Origin of the sequence: Archangium lansingense (assembly GCF_026626635.1) — a bacterium.
GTDB classification, from domain to species: Bacteria; Myxococcota; Myxococcia; order Myxococcales; family Myxococcaceae; genus Archangium; species Archangium lansingense.
Genome location: NZ_JAPNKA010000001.1, coordinates 2,683,286 through 2,697,754, shown reverse-complemented (window position 1 = coordinate 2,697,754; position 14,469 = coordinate 2,683,286). Strand labels below are relative to the sequence as shown.

The following is a 14,469-nucleotide window of genomic DNA, read 5'->3' as shown; positions in this document are numbered from 1 at the left end:
GTGAGTCAACCCCAACACGCGGCTCGCACTCCGGGAGCGGGTTGGTATGGTGGGGGGCGTGGAACTTCCCAAGGATCCGATCGAACGCTTCGCGGCCCTCTACGAGGAGGCGAAGCGCGTCATCCCCGTGGACCCCAACGCCATGACGGTGGCGTCGGTAGGGCCCGAGGGCCGGCCGTCCACGCGCGTGGTGCTGCTGAAGGACTTCGACGCGCGGGGCTTCGTCTTCTACACGAACCTGGAGAGCCGCAAGGGGCGGGAGCTGTTGAGCCACCCATGGGCGGCGCTGAGCTTCTTCTGGCAACCGCTGGAGCGGCAGGTGCGAATCGAGGGGCGGGTGGAGCAGGTGTCGGACGAGGAGGCGGATGCGTACTTCCAGAGCCGGCCTCGCGGGAGCCAGGTGGGCGCGTGGGCGAGCCTGCAGAGCCAGCCCCTGCCCTCGCGCGAGGTGCTGGAGGCACGGGTGGAGGAGCTCACCCGCGAGTACGAGGAACAGCAGGTCCCCCGGCCGCCGCACTGGTCCGGCCTGAGGGTGGTGCCCGACCGCATCGAGTTCTGGCACGCGCGCCCGAGCCGGCTGCATGACCGGCTCGTCTACCTGCGAGAGGGCAACGGCTGGAGGACGGAGATCCTCTACCCGTGAGCCCTCACCGCAGGGCCTCGGTGACACTCGTGGCGGTCAGGGCCTGGACGAGCCAGCGCTGAAGCGTGCCCAGGTCCTCACAACCCTCCAGACGGGCCTGCTCCTGGGGTCCGGGTACCAACCCGCGCTGCCGAAGCATCTCGGAGAGCGCCTCGCGCAGGGCATTCAGGCCCTCCTGCTTCCCCTCCCGCAGGCCCTCCCGCAGGCCCTCCTTGCGTGCCAGTGACAAGGCCCCGCGCTCGTCCTGGAGGGCCATGCCAGCACGGATGTAGGCTTCCCACTCCTCGTCCGTGAAACGCGCCACCCGTGCCGCCTCCAGCGCATCCTTGAAGGGCCGCTCCGCCAGCACCTCTGGCACCATCTGCAGGTTGCGCGTCTCCCGGAAGAAATAGGCCCACTTCTCCACCACAGTCCGCGGTGGACGCGACGCGTCGTACTTGGGTAGCTCCAGGAAGACGAACTGGAGCTGACCCAGGCCCCGCGCGCCCCCGTGCTGCTCCTGCATCCGCCATCGGCTGAGCATGGGTACCCCCGGCACCTCCCGCTGGGGCCACAGCTCGAAGTCGCAGATGGTCACTCCGATGACGTCATCCAGGTCCGGATACCTCTGCCCCGCGTCGAGCTGACCGGTGTACGCCTTGGCCACGTTGTACACCACGCGCTTCTCGAAGCCCTCCACGTTGAGCACCTGCATCTCCACCACGTAGTGCGTGCCTCGCGCGTCGGTGCACTTCACGTCGACGATGGAGTACTTGAGCTCCTGCACCTTCGGCCGCTGCTCGGCGGACAGCAGCTCCACCTCCACCACCCGGTGGGCCTCGTCCAGCTCCAGCAGGCCGTTGAGCAGCGCCATCAGCAGCGGCTTGTGCTCCTCGGCACCGAAGATCTTCTTGAAGACGAAGTCGGTTCTCGGGTCCGCGAACAAGGGGCGCATGGCCCTCATGTAACGCGCCTCGGGGCGGTTGTCGCCTCCCCGCCGGCCGGCACCCGAGGACACCGGCTGGACTTCCGCCGTAGGGTGACGTGGGATAACTTCCGCCGTGGGGCTCTGAATCAAGCTTGGGGGAGGCCATGAGGCAGAACGACGACTGGTATGGCACGCTCACTATCGCCCACCGGACGGCCGGAGCGTGGGAGGACGAGGACGCCCGGCAATGGCTGCTGGCTGCACTCACCGCCCTGGAGAAGGTGCTGGACGGAGCGCCGGACCCCGAGGCTTCAACGCCATTCCCGGGCTGTACGGCTTCCGTCACCGGGTTGCTCGCCTGAGCGCCGACGAGCGCCAGTGGGCCGAGCGGCTCGGCGAGCGCCTGTGGAGCGCGACGGGCACGGGGCGGACGCACACCGAGGAGGCACTGCTGGGGCAGGTGGGGGTACAGGCCAGCCCGGACTCCCTCCCCTTCTTCCGCGCCGCGCTGGAGGCCAACCGGGAGCGAGACCCCTTTCAACGCCAGCGCAGGAGGATCGCCGTGGCCTCGGTCGCGTTCATTGCCCGTCAGACGGGAGATGCAGCGGCGCACGCGCAGCTCGACGCCTGGCTGGTGCACCCGGATGTCACGGTGCGGACCGAGGCCACGGTGCTCTACGGAAGCATCCACCTTCGGGAGGATGGAAGGCTGGACGAGGCAGCGCTCGCACCGCTGAAGCGCGTGGCGGACGAAGACCGGGCCTTCGCGCCACGCTTCCTCGCCCGCGGCTGGCTACACACCGCAGGCATCCCGGTTCCTGTCGAGCCGCCCGACGGGGTCTACGCCTTCAAGGCCTCATTGGGGCGCACCTCGCGCACCGTGGAGCTGACAGCCGCCCAATCACTCGACCAGCTCGCCTCCGCCATCCTGAACGCCTTTGGGTGGGACCATGACCACCTGTACGAGTTCGCGCTCACCGGAGACCTTCAAGACCACCGCTTCATCTACCCGGACAGGGACTATGACCAGGCGCCATTCGACTTCGACTGGACCGCCGACGAGGCCTCCGAGGAGGAGCAGCCGCCCGATTCACCGGAACCGCTACACCTTCCCCTGGGTGCGTTCGGGCTCACCCGGGGCCACGAGTTCATCTTCCGCTACGACTTTGGTGATGACCACCGCTTCCGGGTAACGGTCGCGGACGTCCAGGAGAACCGAAGCCCTCGAGCGAAATACCCCCGGGTGGTGGCCAAGACGGGCAAGGCCCCCAAGCAATACCCAAGCGACGCCTGAGAGAAGGCGCGAGCTACCAGGGAATCTGCTGTCCCTCGTAGCTGAAGAACCGCCCGCCATCCTCCGCCTTGAGCTGGTCGATGACGTTGATCATCCCGCGCACGGACTCCTCGGGGCGCAGCGGCGCCTGGGGGCCGCCCATGTCCGTCTGCACCCAGCCGGGGTGCAGGCCGATGGTGACGAAGCCCTCGGGATGCAGGTCCACGTGCATGTTGCGCATGGCCATGTTCAGCGCGGCCTTGGAGATGCGGTAGCCGTACGAGCCCCCCATGCCGTTGTCGCCGATGGAGCCCATCTGCGAGGTGATGTGGATGATGCGCCGCGCCGAGCCGCGCCGCAGGGCCGGCAGCAGGGCCGCGGTGAGACGCAGGGGCCCCAGGGTGTTGATGGCGAACGTGTGGGCCATCGACTCATAGTCGAGCTCGGTCAGCGCGCCGTCCTTGCCGTAGACGCCCGCGTTGTTGATGAGCGCGTCCAGGGGCTGGCCCTGCCCCACCGAGGTGGCGAAGGCTTCCACGCTCTTGGGGTCGGCGACGTCGAGCGCGTGCAGCCGCAGCCGCCCCTCCGACCCCTGGGCGAGCTCCTGGAGCTGCCGTGCTTCGGAAGGAGAGCGGACTCCCGCATCGATGGAGTCTCCTCGGTTGAGCAGCTGACGAACGAACTCGAGACCCAGGCCCCGGCTGGCTCCGGTAATGGCGTAGCGCATGACGTCCATTAAACGCGCCCTCCATCCTGAAAGACACGCCGCTCTGCGGCACTTGACCTGGGAGTGACCGCCGGAGGAAACCCGATTGCACTGGGAGTGGAACCAAGCATGAGCGTCGTAATCATTGGAGGCGGAATCAGTGGTTTGGCGCTGGCCCACGGGCTGCGCTCGCGCGGCACCGGGGTGACGCTGCTGGAGTCGGGCCCGAGGCTGGGGGGTTACATCCAGTCGCGAAGCCAGGACGGGTTCATCACCGAGGCGGGTCCCAACAGCTTCGTGGACCGGGAGCCCGCGCTGCGCACCCTGGCGGCGGAGCTGGGCATCGAAGGGCGCATCCGCACGGCGGACCCGGCGGCGAAGCGACGCTACATCTATACGCGAGGCAGGCTGCGGACCGTGCCCCAGTCGCCCCCCGCCCTGGTGAAGTCGGACGTGGTGCCGCTGGGGGCGAAGCTGCGGATGATGGGCGAGCTCTTCACCCGGCGCGGGCCCGACGGGGAGGAGTCGCTGGGAGACTTCGGGCGGCGGCACGTGGGGCGCACGGCGACGGCGGTGCTGGTGGACGCGATGCAGCTCGGCATCTACGCGGGCGACGTGGAGACGCTGAGCGTGGGCGCCATCTTCCCCAAGGTGGTGGAGCTGGAGCGCAAGCACCGCAGCCTCGTGCTGGGCATGGTGCGGACGCAGGCCGAGGCGCGCAAAGCGCTGCCCCCGGGCGAAGGCGCGCCAAAACCCTCGGGCCAGGTCGCCTCCTTCGACGGAGGCCTGCAGGTGCTGGTGGACGCCCTGGTCCAGTCCATCGGACCGGCGGCGCGCACCGGGGCGAAGGTGGTGGAGCTGCGGCGTGAGGGGAGCGGCTGGAAGCTCGCGGTGGAGGAGCACGGACAGCAGGCAGAGCTGGCCGCGGAGAAGGTCGTGCTGGCGGTGCCGGCGTACGTGGCGGCGGAGCTGCTGCGGCCACTGGACGAGAAGCTCGCGACACGGGTGGCGGGCATCGCCTACGCCCCCGTCGCGGTGGTGCACCTGGGCTACGCACCGGGCTCCGTGCCACCGCAGGACGGCTTCGGCTTCCTGGTGCCCACGCTGGAGCGCAAGCGCGTGCTGGGCATCATCCACGCCTCCGCCACCTTCCCCTGGCGCGCCGAGGGTGGACGCATCCTCTACACGTGCATGGTGGGCGGGGTGAAGCGGCCGGATCTGGTGGAGCTGGACGACGCGGCCCTGGTGACGCTCGCGCGCGAGGAGTTGCGGGAGCTGGCCGGAGTCTCGGCCGAGCCCGTCTTCACCGAGGTCTTCCACTGGAAGCGGGGCATCCCCCAGTACAACGTGGGCCACCTGGCGCGGATGGAGGCCATCGACGAGGGCATGGCCCGCCTGCCCGGGCTGTACCTCACCGGCAACGCCTACAAGGGCGTAGGCCTCACCGACTGCGTCCGCAACGCCCAGGCCCTGGCGGAGACACTCGCGCGCTGAGGCCCACCGGGAGACCGCTCACCGAGCGTTTCCGACCGCTCGGCCGGCCGGTCCCCCATGTCAGAGGTGGACGAGACAATCTGTGGATGACCCCCCACAGTCCGGAGCAAACCATGGCCCCGCCCCGCCGTGCCCTGCTCGTCCCCCTGGCCGTCCTCCTCTTCCCCCTCGTCCTGCTGGGCGCCCTGGCGCTCGGCATGTCGGGGACGAGGGAAGCCCGCACGTGAGCCGCACCGCCTGGGCCTGGACGGGGTGGTATGCTGACACCCGGTCCGCCATGAACGAAGGCTCCATCGTCCGCGCCACCCTCAAGGCGCTCTTCGTGCCCAGGCGGCTGCTCCCGATCATCCTCATCAGCCTGCCGCTGGTGGCCGCCCAGGCCCGCTTCAGCTTCGGTGAGCCGATGGCCGCGCCCCTGGGCATCCTGCTGTGCGCCCTGTGCGTGGCCGTGGCCCCCGTGTCCTACCGCGTCCTCTTCCCCGAGGGCCTCGACTTCAGCCACGGCGGCATCCGCCTGCTGCTCTACGCCACCGTGGGCGTGGGCGTCGTCCTGTCCGTGGGCGCCGTGGTGCCGAAGGTGCTCGACATGGGGCCCACCTTCCTCACCGACCGCTACAGCCTCTCCGTCTGCGCGGCCCTCTTCCTGGTGGGGGGCTGGGGCCTGGGCCGCGACATCGGCTTCGAGGAGAGCCTCGCCCTGGAGCGTGCTCGCGCCGCCCGGCTCGAGGTGGAGGCAGAGCAGGCCCAGCTGCTCGCCCTGCGCAGCCACCTGGACCCGCACTTCCTCTTCAACACCCTCAACGCCATCGCCGAGTGGTGCCAGACGGACGGGGTGGTGGCCGAGGCCGCCGTGCTGCGGCTCTCCGCCATGCTGCGCAGCGTGCTGGCCGGAGTGCGCGCCGCCACCTGGCCCCTGGAGCGCGAGCTGGAGCTGGTGCGCACCCTCTTCGAGCTGCACCTGCTGAGAGACCCGGACCTCTTCCAGCTCTCCGTCGAGGTGGCCCCCGGCCTGGAGTCCTTCCCCGTGCCGCCGCTCGTCCTGCTGCCGCTGGCGGAGAACGCGGTGAAGCACGGGCCCGCCGCTGGCCACCGGGGTCCTATCTCCCTCACCATCCAGACGCGGGGGGATGCGCTCGTCTTCACCCTGGAGAACCCCGGCGCCTCCAAGGGGCCTCGCGAGGGCAGCAGCGGCCTGCCCACCGTGGAGCGCCGGCTCGCCCTCGCCTACGAGGGCCGCGCGAGCCTTGCCCTCGCCTCCGACGACACGCGCACCCGCGTCACCGTCACCCTGCCCCGCTCCGGCCCCGTCCCCGGCGTCGTCACCTGAGCGGCAGCGGGCTCGGCTCCATCACTCGCGCGCCCTCCTGGGATACGCGTACGCTCCCAGGCATGAGAGTCAGTGCCCTCCTGTTCCTCACCTGGATGGTCGTCACCTGGCCCGTGCCCGCCGACGCCTGTAGCTGCATTTTCGGGTCCGGTGACCTGGCGACGAACCTCCGCGAAGCCCTGGACAGTGCGGATGCCGTGTTCCACGGCCGGGTGGTGTCAGTGGAGCGCAGCGGGGGCTTTCTCGGACTCTTCGGCCGGGGCTCTCCAGAGGCCACGTTCGAGGTCATCGAGCGCTTCAAGGGCTCCCTGGGCACGAAGGTCGTGCTGCCCTCCAGCTTGGGGGGTGGCTCTTGCGAGTCCCAGTTCAAGACCGGAGACGAATACCTCGTCTATGCGTTCATGGACGAAGGGCACCTGGTCACCACTCTGTGCTCCCGGACCCGGCCAATCACCCCCAGCACCCGGAGGAAGGTCGAGCTCGACTGGCTCAGGACGGGAAGGCTGCCCCTCGTTCCCGTGGCGCTCCAGCGCGAGACGGTCCAATGCCAGACGTGCAACCTCGACACGGTGACGTCCAACCTCGTAGGCCTTCCTCCCGGCAACACCTGCAACCTGGGCCTGCAAGACCCCGAGGCCGCGATCGCGCTCCGGGAAGGGCGTCCGTTCTGGACGGGGGGGTACTACAACTGGGACGACCCGACCCGCATGACGGCGGTGGGCCTGTCCCGGGAGCTGCGGCCGTTCGAGTTGATCCAGACGCCCGACGCCAGCACCGACGAGACGTGCCGGCAGCGCGTCTCACTGAGGTGGTGCGAGCGGCTCGAGGCCTCGAGTGCCAAGGCCCGAGGCCAGCCAGAGCTCCGGTGTATCAATCCGGGCCCGGAGCAGGAGGTGTGCGACGAGACGAAGAGCCGCACGGCGGTCTGGGGCCCCAAGGAGAGCCTCCAGACCGCGACGTGCACCTGGAACACACCCGACATGCCCACTTGCGAGCTCCAGAAGGAGCTTCAACCCCTTGCCGAGAAGGCCCCGACTTCGCCGCTCCTCGTCTGCTCGCCAGCAAATGGGCTCCTCGGGACCTACCGGTGCCGGGTCGTGGCGGGAGACGCGGCCCCGTGAGCTACTGCTCAATGAGGCTATTGAGCTGACGCTGGTAGCCGCCCTGGAGCCCGACGACCTTGCCGATGTTGGTGGCGAAGAGGAACACCGACAGCAGGGTGATGACCACGAACATCAGCGTCCGCAGCCAGCGCATCGCGGCCTCCGAGTGCCTGCGCGACACCTGGGCGAGGATGGGCTCCAGGTCGCCGGTCCGCTCTCCGGTGGCGAGTTGCTGGAGTGACTCCCCATCGAGCACGCCGAGCCACTCCACCACGTCCGTCAGGCTGGCGCCGGAGCGGAGGCGGTGGACGGCCAGCTTCACCCGCCCGCGCAGCAGAGAGCTACCGGTGGCCTCGAGCGCCAGTTGCAGGCTCCGCCCCGCCTCCAGCCCGGCCCCGAGCGCCACCCCCAGCACGAGGCTGAAGCGGCTGGCCTGCTGCTCTCGGTGGAAGCGGCCCAGGACGGGGAGGCGCATGCGCAGGCCCTCCCAGTGAGGCTCGAGGGCCGGCAATGCCAGCACCAGGGGCGCCACGAAGAGCGCCAGCCCAAAGGACGACACCGTCAGCACCTTCTGGACGAAGTGCGTGACGAACACCTGGAGGATGTCGCCCTTGCCCCCAGCAGCCATGAGGCTGCTCGCGGTGTCCAGGAGGGCACCACCGAAGATGAACGCGACCAGCAGGTAAGCGGGATAGGCGCAGAGCGAGACAGCTCGCCAGCGCATCCGCTGCGCCTCCTCCAGCTGCGCGGTGATGCGCGCCAGGGCCGACTCGAGGGTCCCCGTGGCCTCCGCCGCGTTCAGCAGCTCCACCACCTGCGGCTCGAACCACCTGGGCTGCTGCCGCATCGCCTCGGCCAGACCAGAGCCGGCGGCCACGGCCTCACCCACCTGGGCCACGGCGCGACGGAAGGGGTCCTTCGCCGCGCCCCGGGACAACTCCGAGAACGCAATGGGCAGAGCCACCCCAGCCCGAATCATGCTGTGCAGACCCTGGAAGAAGGTGAGGCGCGGCCGGTGCCGCACCATCGCCACGAGCGGATGCCGGGCCCAGGCGCTGGCCAGCCATGACTTCTCCTCGCTGTGCGGGATGGGACGGCGCGCCGAGCGGACGGCCTCGCGGGCCGGAGCGCTCGCCTGGGACCTGGCCGGGGAGGCCGGCGGCTCCGTCCTGGGAAGGGGAGGCTTGTTCTTGGGAGGGTTCTCTCGCGCTGTCACCCCCCGCAGGTTAGGAGCAAACGGCTGCCCGTTGCCAACCGGGCCTCCGGAGCCATGAAGCCCGAGGGCCCCCCCTCCACCCGAGGGTCCCCCAGGGACTCAGCGGATGGCGCCCCCCACGCAGGGAGCGCCGCGGTACTTGCGGGTCGTACCCTCGCTCCACGCTCACGTGTTGTCGAGCCACCCGCCCTGGCGGAACAATGGAGTCAATGCCAGGAGGCGCTGCATGTCACGCGGGTGGGCTGTGCTGCTCTGCATGTTCCTCATGGGGACGTGAGGGAGAGAGGGCAACGCTCTTATCCGCTGGGCTCGCCAGAGCCCCTGTCTCGTCGGCCGTCGTTCTTACCTGGAGGAGCAGGGGAGGTTCAGACTTCCTCGTCGGGCAGGAGTAGGCGCAGTAGCTCGTCGTCGGGGCCGAGGGGGCGCCAGCCGGGCGGCGGTGGCGCGGCGCGGAGCGCTGCCCTGGCCTTCCTGACACGCTCCTCATGAGTTCCAGGGGTGTACGCGGACCAACTGCCGAGTGCCTCGGCAACCTTGAAAAGGTTGTCGTCGTCCATCACTGTCGGCCAACCCTCTGGGACGCTCTGGGTCCACAGGCGCACGAATATGTCGCGCACAAACCGCGTGACCTGTTTGCGTCGCTCCGCCTCGGCGAGCAGCCCGCGCAGTACCTGCACCCCAGCGACGTCGTCCTTGCCCAGTTCCTTGGCAAGCAAGTGCAGCGGCATGGTGGGGCGCGCATCAGCGAAGGCGGTGAGCGAGTCGTAACCCCGCTCGCGTACCCGCTCGTACAGTCGTGCCACCCAGTTGCCCTGAAAAGGATGTCCGTCACTCATCGCCCTCTCCACGCGATGAAGTTCATCGGGATGTAGTAGTCCTCCATGCGCTTCGCGACGATGTTCAGGATCGCATTGCGCGTCAACATCCGGCCAGCTTCGGCCTCTGCTTCGAGCAGCGCCTTCATGATCATCCGGTTCCATTCACCCGGCCATATGCGCCCCAGCTTCCAGTCGCCACCACCGTGAATGGCCTCGTGATGCGCCTGCTCCAGCTTGACGCAGAACTCGTCAATGTCCATCTCGCCGGTGAAGCCGCGCTTTTCGAACCACTCGCGGAACTCTTTGGGCATGACGTGGTGCCGCGGCGGCTCGGCCATGCCAGCTCCCGCCTTGCCCGTCTCGTGCATGGCCCCCACCTCGGGCCCATCGCCCAGCGCCTCGCGCACGCCCCGCGGCAGCTCGCCGTGTACCTGAGCCAGCAGCACCTGGCCCGCCTGAATCCGCACGGTGGCGCTGACGACGGGGAGCGAGAGGACGCCCGCGCGCACCAACTGGCGCACCAACTCCACCCACTCGGCGGACACGACAATCCGCGTGCCCATCATCACGCCGTCGCCGCCTACCGCCAGGCCGATGAGATGCGGCGGGTGGAGCCCGACACGTCGAGAACGGCACTGCGAAATGCCAGCTGGGCCGTGAGGGCGCTCTTCCGCGCGGCCCTCTCGGCGCTGTCCGGGCCCACTGCCGTCACCTCCTCTCGGGAGGCCCGGCGCCGGTGCCGCCGCTGTGGTGTCTCGGGCTCAGGCGGGGTGGGGAGGGCGTCCGGAGCTTCGACGCTGGGCCCCGCCGCCGACACGGGCGGGACAGGCTCGCGCGGCGTGTAATGCAGGCGCATCCCCCGGTTGGGTGGTGGCGTCAGCGACACACAGCCGGTGGCCAGCAGGGCCATGGCGAGCAGCAGGCCCGACCACCGGGCCCGGGGCAAGTCAGCGCGCATTGTCCACCCCCAGGCCCACGGAGGCGAAGGCCCCCGGCTCGTGTGGGCTCCACTTGCGCGAAGCCCTCCTCCGCCGCCCACACCTGCACGCGGCAGCAGCGCCAGCGTCGTCACCTCCGGGCGCGTCAGGTAAGGCCACAGTCCAGCCGAAGAAGCCGACAGCGGTGGCTCCATTGCCCCATCGGGCGGGTTGTCGGGCCCTTCCGCCTGAGAGAGGAGCAGTTGCACCAGCAGCGTGGACGTCATCAGCGCCTCCAATGGGTGACTCCCATGCGAGTGGGCGGCCCTGACAAATCCGGACAGTCTGGACAGCGCGGGCAGAATGCGCCTCGCGGCGTAGGAACCGTGACCCAACCGCACGGGTCACCTGGGGCAGCTCGATGAACCCCCTGGTGCAGAAGGCGAGCACATGCCCCTCGCAACCAATCCCCCTCGGGATAATGGGTTGAGGCAGCCCTTCGAGGCTTCTTCCGCCAGGCGGGGCTCACCCTTAACTGACTTCTCCGAGGGGATTAGGAGCAAACGGCTGCCTGTTGCCAACCAGGCGCCCGAAACCTCGAGGCCCGAGGGCCCCGCACCTTCCTTCACGTGCGGGGCCCAAGCGGACTCAGCGGATGGCGAAGCCCCACGTATAGAGCACGCCGCGGTACCTGCAGGTCGTCCCGTCGCTCCAGGCCCAGGTGTGGTCAAGCCGCGCGCCAGCGCAGTACTCACCCGCGTAGTCCGCCAGGTGGCCCTTGGCGCTCCTCTCCCCATCGCTGTCACACGCGTATTCCGGGTAGACGCCCCCCCTGTAGCTGTAGTCGATGCACCCCATCATGATGAGCGAGCCGCTCGGCCCATAGGTGCCCTGCTTGAAGGCGGTGCCCACGTCACCGATGGACATGTTCGTCGAGGTGGCGGGCCAGGTGGACGCGGCGTAGGTCCGCGAGAAGCCCTCGTCGTAGGTGCGGTTGAAGACCCGGATGGTGGAGTACGGCAGACAGGCGAGCTCCTTGGACCAGGCCTCGCCGCCAGGCGTGCCCCAATTGCTCACGCCCAGGCTCGTCTTGGCCGAGGCGGCCTGCCAGCCCGCCACCGTCCAGCCACCGCCATCCGTCGTCATGTCGCAGTAGTAGCTGGAGGGACCCGTCCCGCAGGGGTCGAGCGTGTACACACCGCTGGCCAGTGAGGCATCGCGGTTCTTCAGCTCGAGGCAGGAGCGCGCGGGAGCCACCGTGCCCAGGCTGAACAGCTCGGAGGAGGACTGGTCGGTGTTGCTGGCACCACCCACCGCCAGCACGCGTCCGTCATTCAGCAGCGTGGCCGTATGGGAGAAGCGGTCCACGTTCAGGCTTCCCGCCGGGCACCAGGTACCGGTCTTCGGATCGTACAGCTCCGCCGCGGTGAGGATGCCGGTGTAGTCGTGGTAGCCAGCGGACGCCAGCACCTGGCCGTTCTGCAGCAGCGTGGCCGTGTGGTGGCGGCGCGGCTTGTTCATGCTGCCGGTGGCCTTCCAGGTGCCCGTGGCCGGGTCATACAGCTCCGCCGACATGCTGCTCACGTCGTCCAACGCACCACCGCCGGCCACCAGCACCTTGCCGGTCGTCAGCAGCGTGGCCGAGTGGTAGCGGCGGCCCGTGGCCAGACTACCCACCGGCGTCCAGGTGCCCGTGGCCGGGTCATACAGCTCCGCCGAGGTCAGGCGCTCGCTGCTAGCGTTGTTGCCTCCAGCCACCAGCACCTTGCCGTTGGGCAGCAGCGTGGAGGTGTGCTCGCGGCGGGCCGTGCCCAGGCTCCCGGTGAGCGTCCAGGTGCCCGTGGCCGGGTCATACAGCTCCGCCGAGGTCAGCACGGCGCCGTTGGAGTCCTCGCCGCCCATGACCAGCACCCTGCCGTCCGGCAGCAACGAGGCCGCGTGGTGGGTGCGGGACACCACCAGGCTGCCGGTGGAGAGCCACCTGCCCTGGTCCGGGTAGTACAGCTCGGAGTTGGCGAACGTCACCGGGCAATCGCCGCCACCCGTGATGAGCACCCGCCCATCCAGCAGCCGCGTCATGGTGTGATAGAGGTGGCTGGCCAGCGTGTCCCCGGTGCGCGTCCAGGTGCCCGTGGCCGCGTCATACAGCTCCGAGGTGGTGTTGAAGCCACCGGCCACCAGCACGCGACCATCCTGCAGCAGCGCGGCCGTGTGCATCAGCCTCGGCAGCCCCATGCTGCCCGTGGACGTCCAGCTTCCCTTCACCTTGCAGACGGGCGCGGCGCCCGGGGCATTGGAGCGGAAGTTGTTGAGGCCCGAGGTGAGCCAGTTGGTGGCCGGCTTCGCGGGGATGGTGCCGTCGTCGTTGATGTTCGTCACCGAGTAGGCGTGCTGGTTCCAGATGCCGCGCGTGCCCACCCAGGCATCCTGCGCGTCACGGAACACGCGGATGCCGTTGAAGCCCGGGGCCGCGTGGTTGTTGGCGGCGATGATGATCTCCGCGCTGCCGTCAGCGTCCACGTCCGCGACGATGGGGAGGTCGTGCGTGGTGCCAGAGCTGGTGCGCGTCTCCCAGCGCAGCGCGCCGGTGGCACCGTCGAGGATGCGCAGATGGGTCTCATCGGCGTAGATGACCTCCACCTGTCCATCGCCCTCGAAGTCGAAGGTGGTGGAGGTGGACTTGCCGGAGCTGTAGTCCTGGACGGTGCGAGTCCACTTCACCGAGCCGTCGGTCGCGTAGACGGTGTAGTTCCAGTCGCCGGCCAGGCCGATCTCCAGCTGGCCGTCGCCGTCGAAGTCCGCGAGGTTGGGCGCGCCGCCATGACCCGGAACGACCGGGAAGGAGACGCCCGGATCGGTCAGGTGGACCGTGCGGGTCCACAGCAGCTGGCAGTTGTCATCGAGCAGGCTCACCTTGCCGTGACCGGCCACGGCGATCTCTCCCGCCGGGTCCTCATCGAAGTTGCCCACGGCGGCGAAGCCGTGAGGAATCTCCGTGTTGGTGCACTTGAGCGAGCCGTCATGCCGATAAACGGAACGGCCGTTGATCACCTCCTGCAAGCCGTCCTGGTCGATGTCCGCCGCGAAGGAGATGGGGCCGGTGTACAGGGCGCCGCCCATGCCATCCGAGCCCACCCACTTCAGCGCGCCGGTGTGGCTGTAGACGCGGTTGCCGTCGAGAATCTCGACAGTGCCATCGCCGTCCAGGTCCGCCAGCGAGGGACCGCCCCACTCGTTGTAATCGTACGCATCCGGGGCCGAGCGGAACTTGAAGGTACCGTCGTTCTCGAAGCAGATGATGCCGCGGCCCGTCTCGGGGATGCCGCAGATCTCCACCAGGCGGTCACCGTCGATATCACCGGCGGCAATGCTCGCAGCGGGCTTCACCCGATACTCCGGGTTCGCCACGGCCCACAGCTCGTGTCCGTCCTTGCCGCTGATGGCCCGAAGCACGCCATCCCGGTTGTTCGCACCCGGAGGTGCGTTCCAGACGGCGCCCGAGAAGGAGCTGAAGACGATGTCCGGCGTGCCGTCCCGGTTCACGTCCACCACCACGGGCGTCATCATCACCTGGTTGTGCTCGGGCAGCACCGCGCTGCCCTTCCACTCCCACTGGGACACCACGTCGAGGGTGAAGGCAGAGGACGCCGGGGTCGGAGCGGAGGAGCCATCGGTGAGCACCGGCTCCGTTCGAGGCTGCTCTTGCGCCTCGCGGGTGGGCATCGGGGCCGGCTGCTCCGGCTGGGCCTCCGCCTGAGCCCCATGGGTGAGTGCCTGGGCCGGCTGCTCGCGCTCAAGCTGCTGCTCGTCCTGTGTCCCGCTGCAAGCCGTCAGCACCGCCAGTGCCAGCGCCGTCGAGCGCCTCAGAACGAGCCGGGTTGCCTTGTGTCCCCGGTCCGTGCTTCGCGTCCTCATCTTCATGCAGAGCCCTCTCCCTTTTCGTGCCGGTCCTCATGCTCGGAATCCAAAGACCGGAGGCTTATTGTCGAGGAGAGAGTCATTGTTTTCCAAGCAGCAAGATGAAACAAAAACATCCCCACGCGATTTCCATTCTTCGAGAGAACT

General features: G+C 69.1%; 11 protein-coding genes and 1 pseudogene. 5 read left to right on the top strand and 7 right to left on the bottom strand.

Translation table 11 applies throughout. The features are described 5' to 3' along the window. Window positions 1-46: 46 nt before the first annotated feature. Window positions 47-643, top strand: coding sequence for a pyridoxamine 5'-phosphate oxidase (pdxH, locus tag OV287_RS10675; protein WP_267533908.1), 597 nt, complete (start codon window positions 47-49; stop codon window positions 641-643). 4 nt (window positions 644-647) lie between these two features. On the opposite strand, the gene OV287_RS10670 is transcribed toward pdxH, so the two are convergent. Next, on the bottom strand, window positions 648-1,577 hold the full coding sequence (locus OV287_RS10670) for an Rpn family recombination-promoting nuclease/putative transposase (protein WP_267533907.1): 930 nt from the start codon (window positions 1,575-1,577) through the stop codon (window positions 648-650). A gap of 220 nt (window positions 1,578-1,797) precedes the next feature. Here OV287_RS10670 and OV287_RS10665 point away from each other — a divergent pair, with 220 nt between their 5' ends. Then, window positions 1,798-2,844: an IS1096 element passenger TnpR family protein gene (locus OV287_RS10665; RefSeq protein WP_267533906.1), complete on the top strand. Its 1,047-nt coding sequence runs from the start codon at window positions 1,798-1,800 to the stop codon at window positions 2,842-2,844. A 13-nt stretch (window positions 2,845-2,857) separates the two neighbouring features. Here OV287_RS10665 and OV287_RS10660 read toward each other — a convergent pair whose 3' ends face one another. Then, on the bottom strand, window positions 2,858-3,559 hold the full coding sequence (locus OV287_RS10660; protein WP_267533905.1) for an SDR family oxidoreductase: 702 nt from the start codon (window positions 3,557-3,559) through the stop codon (window positions 2,858-2,860). Window positions 3,560-3,658: 99 nt separating this feature from the next. Here OV287_RS10660 and hemG point away from each other — a divergent pair, with 99 nt between their 5' ends. The 3 genes from hemG (at window position 3,659) to OV287_RS10645 (ending at window position 7,471) form a co-directional block, all read left to right on the top strand. Continuing rightward, a complete protein-coding gene (gene hemG, locus OV287_RS10655) occupies window positions 3,659-5,023 on the top strand; it encodes a protoporphyrinogen oxidase (protein WP_267533904.1) in 1,365 nt (454 codons plus the stop codon). Between the two features lie 277 nt (window positions 5,024-5,300). After that, window positions 5,301-6,350 (top strand): sensor histidine kinase, encoded by a 1,050-nt coding sequence (locus OV287_RS10650; RefSeq protein WP_267533903.1) that lies wholly within the window; start codon window positions 5,301-5,303, stop codon window positions 6,348-6,350. Window positions 6,351-6,412: 62 nt separating this feature from the next. Beyond that, on the top strand, window positions 6,413-7,471 hold the full coding sequence (locus tag OV287_RS10645; protein ID WP_267533902.1) for a hypothetical protein: 1,059 nt from the start codon (window positions 6,413-6,415) through the stop codon (window positions 7,469-7,471). Between the two features lies 1 nt (window position 7,472). Here the strand turns inward: OV287_RS10645 and OV287_RS10640 are convergent, their stop codons facing one another. The 5 genes and pseudogenes from OV287_RS10640 to OV287_RS10620 form a co-directional block, all read right to left on the bottom strand. Beyond that, on the bottom strand, window positions 7,473-8,669 hold the full coding sequence (locus tag OV287_RS10640) for a type II secretion system F family protein (protein ID WP_267533901.1): 1,197 nt from the start codon (window positions 8,667-8,669) through the stop codon (window positions 7,473-7,475). Window positions 8,670-9,034: 365 nt separating this feature from the next. Beyond that, window positions 9,035-9,505 (bottom strand): NUDIX hydrolase, encoded by a 471-nt coding sequence (locus tag OV287_RS10635; protein ID WP_267533900.1) that lies wholly within the window; start codon window positions 9,503-9,505, stop codon window positions 9,035-9,037. Beyond that, window positions 9,502-10,083 (bottom strand): annotated as a pseudogene (locus OV287_RS10630) (DUF2380 domain-containing protein); the annotation flags it as partial. The gene OV287_RS10635 and the pseudogene OV287_RS10630, both read right to left, overlap by 4 nt. Next, window positions 10,068-10,691, bottom strand: a complete 624-nt coding sequence (locus OV287_RS10625; protein ID WP_267533899.1) for a hypothetical protein — start codon at window positions 10,689-10,691, stop codon at window positions 10,068-10,070. The pseudogene OV287_RS10630 and the gene OV287_RS10625, both read right to left, overlap by 16 nt. A gap of 361 nt (window positions 10,692-11,052) precedes the next feature. Beyond that, window positions 11,053-14,325: a Kelch repeat-containing protein gene (locus tag OV287_RS10620; RefSeq protein WP_267533898.1), complete on the bottom strand. Its 3,273-nt coding sequence runs from the start codon at window positions 14,323-14,325 to the stop codon at window positions 11,053-11,055. Between the last annotated feature and the right edge of the window lie 144 nt (window positions 14,326-14,469).

Bases quoted from the DNA above. Each gene is read 5' to 3' on its own strand.
- pdxH (WP_267533908.1), top strand. From the start codon at position 47: ATGGTGGGGGGCGTGGAACTTCCCAAGGATCCGATCGAACGCTTCGCG.
- OV287_RS10670 (WP_267533907.1), bottom strand. From the start codon at position 1,577: ATGCGCCCCTTGTTCGCGGACCCGAGAACCGACTTCGTCTTCAAGAAG.
- OV287_RS10665 (WP_267533906.1), top strand. From the start codon at position 1,798: ATGGCTGCTGGCTGCACTCACCGCCCTGGAGAAGGTGCTGGACGGAGC.
- OV287_RS10660 (WP_267533905.1), bottom strand. From the start codon at position 3,559: ATGGACGTCATGCGCTACGCCATTACCGGAGCCAGCCGGGGCCTGGGT.
- hemG (WP_267533904.1), top strand. From the start codon at position 3,659: ATGAGCGTCGTAATCATTGGAGGCGGAATCAGTGGTTTGGCGCTGGCC.
- OV287_RS10650 (WP_267533903.1), top strand. From the start codon at position 5,301: ATGAACGAAGGCTCCATCGTCCGCGCCACCCTCAAGGCGCTCTTCGTG.
- OV287_RS10645 (WP_267533902.1), top strand. From the start codon at position 6,413: ATGAGAGTCAGTGCCCTCCTGTTCCTCACCTGGATGGTCGTCACCTGG.
- OV287_RS10635 (WP_267533900.1), bottom strand. From the start codon at position 9,505: ATGAGTGACGGACATCCTTTTCAGGGCAACTGGGTGGCACGACTGTAC.
- OV287_RS10625 (WP_267533899.1), bottom strand. From the start codon at position 10,691: ATGACGTCCACGCTGCTGGTGCAACTGCTCCTCTCTCAGGCGGAAGGG.
- OV287_RS10620 (WP_267533898.1), bottom strand. From the start codon at position 14,325: ATGAAGATGAGGACGCGAAGCACGGACCGGGGACACAAGGCAACCCGG.